Annotated in this window: 10 protein-coding genes and 1 pseudogene; 4 read left to right on the top strand and 7 right to left on the bottom strand. The window is 42.4% G+C overall.

Annotation, left to right across the window (positions count from 1 at the left end):
• Nucleotides 1-275 precede the first annotated feature (275 nt).
• Nucleotides 276-1,157: pseudogene (locus PN470_RS10785) on the bottom strand (IS982 family transposase).
• 555 nt (nucleotides 1,158-1,712) lie between these two features.
• Here PN470_RS10785 and PN470_RS10780 point away from each other — a divergent pair.
• The 3 genes from PN470_RS10780 to PN470_RS10770 all read left to right on the top strand — a co-directional run bounded on the left by PN470_RS10780 (nucleotide 1,713) and on the right by PN470_RS10770 (nucleotide 3,212).
• A complete protein-coding gene (locus PN470_RS10780) occupies nucleotides 1,713-1,988 on the top strand; it encodes a BrnT family toxin (RefSeq protein ID WP_271938689.1) in 276 nt (91 codons plus the stop codon).
• Nucleotides 1,951-2,226 (top strand): BrnA antitoxin family protein, encoded by a 276-nt coding sequence (locus tag PN470_RS10775; RefSeq protein ID WP_271938686.1) that lies wholly within the window; start codon nucleotides 1,951-1,953, stop codon nucleotides 2,224-2,226. The genes PN470_RS10780 and PN470_RS10775 overlap by 38 nt, the downstream gene beginning before the upstream one ends.
• Nucleotides 2,227-2,630: 404 nt before the next feature.
• Nucleotides 2,631-3,212 (top strand): hypothetical protein, encoded by a 582-nt coding sequence (locus PN470_RS10770; protein WP_271938684.1) that lies wholly within the window; start codon nucleotides 2,631-2,633, stop codon nucleotides 3,210-3,212.
• A 267-nt stretch (nucleotides 3,213-3,479) separates the two neighbouring features.
• Here PN470_RS10770 and PN470_RS10765 read toward each other — a convergent pair whose 3' ends face one another.
• From PN470_RS10765 to PN470_RS10750, 4 genes are all read right to left on the bottom strand, one after another.
• Complete coding sequence (locus tag PN470_RS10765; RefSeq protein ID WP_002733868.1) at nucleotides 3,480-3,794, bottom strand: HigA family addiction module antitoxin; 315 nt, start codon at nucleotides 3,792-3,794, stop codon at nucleotides 3,480-3,482.
• A 16-nt stretch (nucleotides 3,795-3,810) separates the two neighbouring features.
• Nucleotides 3,811-4,092: a type II toxin-antitoxin system RelE/ParE family toxin gene (locus tag PN470_RS10760; RefSeq protein WP_002733818.1), complete on the bottom strand. Its 282-nt coding sequence runs from the start codon at nucleotides 4,090-4,092 to the stop codon at nucleotides 3,811-3,813.
• A 146-nt stretch (nucleotides 4,093-4,238) separates the two neighbouring features.
• Nucleotides 4,239-4,682: a type II toxin-antitoxin system YhaV family toxin gene (locus PN470_RS10755; RefSeq protein ID WP_002751101.1), complete on the bottom strand. Its 444-nt coding sequence runs from the start codon at nucleotides 4,680-4,682 to the stop codon at nucleotides 4,239-4,241.
• On the bottom strand, nucleotides 4,672-4,992 hold the full coding sequence (locus PN470_RS10750; RefSeq protein WP_069474398.1) for a hypothetical protein: 321 nt from the start codon (nucleotides 4,990-4,992) through the stop codon (nucleotides 4,672-4,674). The genes PN470_RS10755 and PN470_RS10750 overlap by 11 nt, the downstream gene beginning before the upstream one ends.
• Nucleotides 4,993-5,312: 320 nt before the next feature.
• Between PN470_RS10750 and PN470_RS10745 the strand changes: the two genes are divergently transcribed.
• The gene (locus PN470_RS10745) at nucleotides 5,313-5,411 is read left to right on the top strand and encodes a helix-turn-helix domain-containing protein (RefSeq protein WP_202861588.1); all 99 of its coding nucleotides are present in this window, start codon (nucleotides 5,313-5,315) and stop codon (nucleotides 5,409-5,411) included.
• On the opposite strand, the gene PN470_RS10740 is transcribed toward PN470_RS10745, so the two are convergent.
• Both PN470_RS10740 and PN470_RS10735 read right to left on the bottom strand, forming a co-directional pair.
• Nucleotides 5,367-5,909: a sterol desaturase gene (locus PN470_RS10740; RefSeq protein WP_272104512.1), complete on the bottom strand. Its 543-nt coding sequence runs from the start codon at nucleotides 5,907-5,909 to the stop codon at nucleotides 5,367-5,369. The two genes, PN470_RS10745 and PN470_RS10740, sit on opposite strands and share 45 nt — an antisense overlap.
• Nucleotides 5,910-6,011: 102 nt before the next feature.
• Nucleotides 6,012-6,455: a transposase gene (locus PN470_RS10735; protein WP_272104510.1), complete on the bottom strand. Its 444-nt coding sequence runs from the start codon at nucleotides 6,453-6,455 to the stop codon at nucleotides 6,012-6,014.
• Between the last annotated feature and the right edge of the window lie 278 nt (nucleotides 6,456-6,733).

The following is a 6,733-nucleotide window of genomic DNA, read 5'->3' as shown; positions in this document are numbered from 1 at the left end:
CAGTTCGCCCCTACATTGTGGACAAAATCCGTTACTGTAGGGGCGCAAAGCTTGCGCCCTCCGATCGATTGGGATATTATTCCCACGCAAGTCCCTAACCTGTGCTGTAGAAGGGATTAAGAGAATTTCCAGCACCCCGTTACTGGGTACAAATCAGGGAAACTCCCAATAAATCTAACGCTTTTTGTTGCAGTTGGATCGGTCGAGTTATCTTAGAAAAACGATAACTTCCCTCTCTAATCGTACACTCCACTGTATTCAAACCCCAGTTCGGGTTAAGCAGCGGGGGGCGTAAAAGCCCATTCCATCTTTAAGGAGGGTTTTTTCGGCTGGTGACAGTAAGCAATCAAACCACAGAGAAGATTAACGCAAAAATTAACAGGGCTGCGGTGGCAGGAATGTTCAACCCCAGAGATGTTCTTGAGTTGGTCAATAATAGTCTCGACAATAGAACGCTTACGGGATAAAAGCTTGTCATAAAGGCGGATTAAGCGATTTTTCAGGTTCCGCTTGGGTTTAGCAAAAAACTCAATACCAAAATCTTTGAGCAGTTCCTCCCCCAGGGATTGAGAGACATAACCTCGGTCAGCAAAAACTTTGCCAAACAAGGATTGTAGCAATTTGTTCACGGGTTTGCGGTCGTCCACATTGCCGGGGGTAAGGTGAACGTTGAGCAATTCTCCTTCCTCGTTCACCACTAAATGCAGTTTAAAGCCAAAAAACCAGTCCACAGAGGTTTTTCCCCCTGCGGCTAAATTGTCAAACACCCGATGACTACTGATGCGGCGATTATGGCAGACCTGAATTTTGGTGGCATCGACAAAGCTAATCCCCGTGCAACGACCAAAACAATGCTTCAAGTAAACGCATAAGGGGATGAGAGTCGAGGGTATCCATTCGATAAAACGTTGATAGCTAGGCAGTTGAGGGAACTCTTGTCGTCAGTAGACACAAACATGATCGAGGTAGAAATGTTTAAAATTACGGTAGTGGTTTTGATGGAAAGCGATCAGGATGGTCATAATTTCGCTTAAAGTCAAGATTTTGCCACGTTTACGAGCTTTATTATCGGGCCAAAGCCTTGTCTGTTCTAATTTAGGTTCAAATACACGGCATCCGTCGTCGACATGACAGAAAAGAGCTTCTAGACTAGACATAGATGGGTTGGGGGTGCTGAGTTTATATATTTTTCAGCTTACTAGCCCCCGCCTTTTCTTTCCACCCTTATCCCGAACTGACGTTATTTAGGTCATTTCCTCAAATGCTTTGGACAAAAATTGACCAGACTTGGCGATCAATGTTTCCGCTCCAACCATTAAAAGTGTCAAAATAATAGTGAAGTTTTGTGACAAAGTGCAGTCAGATATAAAAATCCTTGCTAGAACTCTAGAAAGCTTCTGTGATCAGTATCCTTAAAGTAGATTGTTTGCAGTAAGCTCATCTGGTTAACAGGCTTTTGGGTGTGATGTAGGGAAAGTTTCTTGCGATTGCGCCTAAATGGGGTGATGTACAGAAAGTTGACCCATATCGTTACTCTGGAGAGTGTTATATAGAAAGTTGACCTGTAATGTGTAGTTATGCGGCAAGTCCTCGGTTAGGACAGTGGCTTGAAGTTGCTTGCGGGGCATTCATTGACGATAAAAATTGCTTGGCATGGATAGCTGTAACGACAATTTATAACTACAATTGGTTATTGTAGCTGTCGTTCGGTTATGGAATATGAATGGGATGAAGCAAAACGTCTTGCTAATCTTCGTAAGCACAGAATAGATTTTACCGATGTTCCAGCCGTGTTTGATGGCGATATTGTAACGGTTGAGGACGATGGTTACGGTTATGGAGAGCAGCGTTTTGTCACATTCGGTTTGTTGCAAGGGCGAGTGATTGCCGTTGTCCATACAGAACGTGAGGATTGCACCCGGATTATTTCTGCAAGAAAAGCGACGAAATATGAACAACGAACCTACTTCGAGCAACTCTCAAACTGATTGGCAACGATTGGATGCGATGAGCGATGAAGATATTGATTTATCAGATTGTCCAGAGATTACGCCAGAAATGTTTGCTAAGGCGGTAGTGCGGCGGGGTTTACCTGCTACAAAAGCCAAGTCTCAAGTTACACTCCCCATTGATAGCGATGTATTAGAGTGGTTTAAGTCTCAAGGGCGTGGCTATCAAACACAGATCAATCAATTGCTACGAGCGTATATGGAGGCACATCAATAACAGGCAGATTCATATTTTTGTATTTGAAAACAAGGATTGCAGCGGCATAACAAGGGATTTACCATACCTTATTAGACTGAAAACCGCTATAACAAATCACTGCACCCGAAATAATAGTGAAATTTTGTGACAAAGTGCAGCCATATCTAAGAATCTTTGCTAGAGTTCTAAAAGTATTCTGTGATCAGTCTCCTTAAAAGGAGATTGTTTGCAGTAAGCTCATCTGGTTAACACGCTTTTGAGTGTGATCTAGGGGAAGTTTCTTGCGATTGCGCCTAAATGGAGTGACATACAGAAAGTTGACCCATATCGTTACTCTGAAGAGTGTTATGTAGAGAATTTCCGTATAATTAACAGTTACGCGGCAACCATTGAATAACAGTACCTACATAGAGTTAAAAGCCATGACTAGAATTCGAATTGAGCTGGTTGATGTATATTGCCGTGACACTGAGGATGTTACTGGTGCGGATGATTTTTATATCTTGGGTGGTGTCGGTTCTTACTCAAAATTAGGAGCGACAGGCGATGATCTGAAAATTCGCCCAGTCTTGACTGTTCCTATTAAAATTAACGACAACCAGCGCAAACCATTTGGTAAAGGGGGCGGTATTATATTTGATGATGACGTACCTGAAAACAACACTTTGTACATTGCCTTGGCTGGATATGATGAAGACGCGGGCAAAGACTGGTCAAAGCATGGTGAAATGGTGACGAAAGTAGGAAGTGCCATATCTGCGGGCTTAAAAGCGGTTCCCTATCCCCCTGCCCAAATTACGGGAACAATTCTTCCGTTTGCGATTGCGGGTGTAGGACTCGCAATGATGCTGGATAAAGATGATGAATTGGGACAACTCAAGCGTGATTTGCCAGTTTCAGCAATTCCCAGTGGGAGCCACGCCCAGTTTTGGACTCTCCAAAAAAAAGGAGGATGGTATTCGAGTTGGGATTACACCGTTACCTATCGAATTCACAAGGGATAATATAGCCGTAGGGTGCGTCCCCTAATCTGGATACTACTGCTCCGCCGATCAATTTTAGGGAACGCATCATGCACATTTATTGAGGCTGTGAGTTTAAGCGCGATGCCGATTTTGTAGTGGAATGTTTCAGCTAATTTGGTGTATTAGAAAAATGCTATAAATTCTATAATCTAAGACTTTAAGCCAAAATCTATCGCCCTATTTTAGCTGAAACAGTCCACTACGGGGGGTTAAAATTATTATTCTTCCCCTATTTCTTCGGTTATGCTACAGTGCTTGTGAAGCAGCATAGACTTTTACTTCCTTCTCTAAACGTTCTCTGAGCCTATCTTTTTCTACTTCAATATCATACCTTGTTTGAAGATTCATCCAGAACCTTTCAGACATACCAAAATAACGAGAAAGCCTTAAGGCAATATCGGCAGTAATTCCTCGCTTTTCCTCGATAATTTCCTTGATTTGCTCTATTGGTACATTAAGATCTTCTGCCAAACGTTCTTGGCTAATTTCCATCGGTTTGAGAAATTCTTCCAACAGAATCTCACCAGGATGAATGGGGGCTAATAATTTTTTCTCAGTCATGATTATTGAGTAACAATTAATGATAATCGACTATTTCTACATTGTAGGCGTTGCCATTTTTCCAAATAAAACAGATCCGCCACTGATCGTTAATTCGGATACTATGCTGATTTTTTCTATCTCCTGAGAGTTTTTCCAACCGATTAGATGGAGGAATGTATAAATCCTGTAAAGTTTCGGCCGCGTCTAAAACTTCTAGCTTTCTCCGAGCATTTCGTTGAATATCTTGAGGTAATTTTCGTGAAAATTTACGTTTGAATACCTGCTCTGTCTCCTTAGATGCAAAACTCTTAATCATCAATAATTAGGAAAATGCACTACTATCATATCATCTTAGTGCGATCATCGATCTCATGCTAATGTTAGATCGCAATCTTTCTGTGGAGGCGCAGTTGAAAGTGTATCTGTGGGTTACGATCGCTTTTTCAACCACCTTATCACTAGCTAATCTTCTTGGCTATCAAGGATTAAAGCGTCAAGAGAATTGGGAAAATCACCTCGCTCAACCATTTTTGTGAAGGCTTTATAACAATCATTTTTATCCCCTTGTTTGCGAGGATAGCCTAGCCATAAAACAAAAATTGCTTTATACTCCTCGGTTTGTATAGCCCGAAAGAATAAGCGATAACGGTCAGGTAGTCCCATCTTTTTGACTCTTCCGTAATGCTTGAGCGCCCCAGTCAGAGCAAAATGGGAAGCAAAAGGGTCGAGAGGGATTTTTTCTTTAATGGCGACCATAATCGCCCTGTAGAGTTTGACTGTAGAATGAGTACGGTATGCTTCTGTTGGCAAGGTGTTTTTTAGTTTACGAACCTCAACTTGTAAATCGCGGCGTTGTTGCCCAAAAAGTCTTTTAATAAAGTAGATTCGCCAACCGTTAACTATCAAGTTCTACTCCTGTCATCAACTCTTCATCGACCGCTGCCATCGCTTCCGTATAAGCTTCTAACTCAGCATCAGCATTTAATAGGGCTTGCTTGGTCAGAAAATCTAAGAATAAACTCATCATCAGTTCATCTTCCTCCTGTTCTACAGATTGAGGCTGTAAGCGGACTAATAAGGTATCAGGGCTGATAACTTCAACAGCACCTTTAGCTTCTTTGAATTGGGGATTATCCTTAAAAAAACTGGCACTCAGACGGAAACCTGAAGCATTGCCTATTCTAGCCCAGGTTAGATTGTATTGTTTGTTACTCATGATTTTAGGCAAAGTTTACTACATATCATGTTATTACATAATTTAATAACATACAAGGTTGCCCAGTTTCTCTACCGCGTTTTAACTGAACTTACCCCATACATATATACCATAATAGCCGAAAACCCTTATCAATCAATGGATACACCCCTTAACTTTTTTAACGTACCCATGTACTTTGTAACATTTATTAATGGACAAGAATTCTCTCTATTAGAAGAGACAAAATAGCTAGGTGACCAGATCGCGTCTTTCCCGAACTGTTTGACATATTCTGAGTCCAAGGCTAGAACCAATACAGACCGATTCTAGCTTACTGCATGAAAGCGAGATACCGTCACCGAATCTATCCGAACGGCCAACAGCAAGAGCGTTTAGCCAAGCTGTTCGGATGCGTTCGTTCGGTCGCGAACAAATGATCGGATCGCTTTCTTTTTCGAGGTTAACCACGATAGCCAAGCGCGGGCGGGGCGATCGTAAAAGGTAAAAATATCCCCGTAAGCGACCATTGCGTCCCGGTGGTGTAACCAATGACGTTCTGGGGTGGTGATGTATAGGCGATCGCAAATCCGCGCAATCGGTTCTGGGGTCTTCCATTCTAAAATCGAAACGTGTCGCCAGATAACGTGTAATTCCCCTAAAATTAAGCCGATAACCGTTCCGAAGGGCGATATCTTCCAGAACCACGGAATAAAGATAAAGTAGGGGAGCGCGCCGAGAAAGCCATCGAATAAAACTAGCGGATTTCGATTTAACACCGCGTAATGAAAAAAGTTCCGATTTTTGCCGTGGTGTACCGCAGCGTGAAACTTGCCGAAAACGTGTTCTGGAACATGGTAGAGAAACGTAGAAATTAAATCACCGAGTAGCAAGAGCGCTAGGGTGATCAGGATGGCTTTTAGTATAAGTAGTGTCAAAGTTTTCCCCTTAATTTTTCCGCTCGATCGTGTTTTGCAATTTACTATAAAAGAGAAAGTTAAATTTTTCTTTATGATTAAGTTAATTTTTAAAATCACGCCTTATGTGAGTTGCCCAAAGGGTTGAACAGGAGTCTGCTCAAAGGTGAGAACATCAATACCAAAACGCTGACGCAACAGTATCCGCAGGGTATGACTTGCCATTTTAGCGGCAACATGGACACAAAGTCCCTCAACTTTCTTTCTGAGCAATCGCTCCAAGTTGCGTCCTGTATTCTGCACCTCATTGAAAACCCCCTCAATCCGTTCTCGAAAATGTTGAAGAAGTCGCTCAAAGACGGGAGAAGTTTGTTGATGTTGATTGACTCTCTTAGCTGTAGAGACTCGATTACCTGTGGTTCTTGATATCTCAGTCTGCCAATCAGTACCAATAAACCCCTTGTCGGCTAGGATATTGTTGCCTTGAATGAACTGCAATACGGATTCTGCTGCGGGAGCGTTCGTCAGTATGAGCAGGGACGAGGGAATAAACCAAAAGGTCAACATTTCACTATCTCTGAAACTAGGCTCAGGTCCAGGCAGCATGGGAGTCAAGCGATATCCCTGTTCTTGATACCAGTCATCCACCAGGACATAAATAGGGTTTGCTGAATAAATCTAAAAACCTTGTTGGGTAAACCTTCTAGACTTTTTTTCCCTCAAAAAGTGCCAACCATTGTAGTGATCGGGGGGAAAATTCCTGGACTTTTTCCCTGAAAATTAGGTAATTGACCAGATGAAAATCGCTAAAACCCCACACCCCACACCCCACACCCCACACCCTG

It is taken from the genome of Microcystis sp. CS-574 (genome assembly GCF_028329095.1).
GTDB lineage: Bacteria > Cyanobacteriota > Cyanobacteriia > Cyanobacteriales > Microcystaceae > Microcystis > Microcystis ichthyoblabe_A.
The sequence above is the reverse complement of the archived record's forward strand: the minus strand, read 5'-3'. Positions and strand labels throughout refer to the sequence as shown.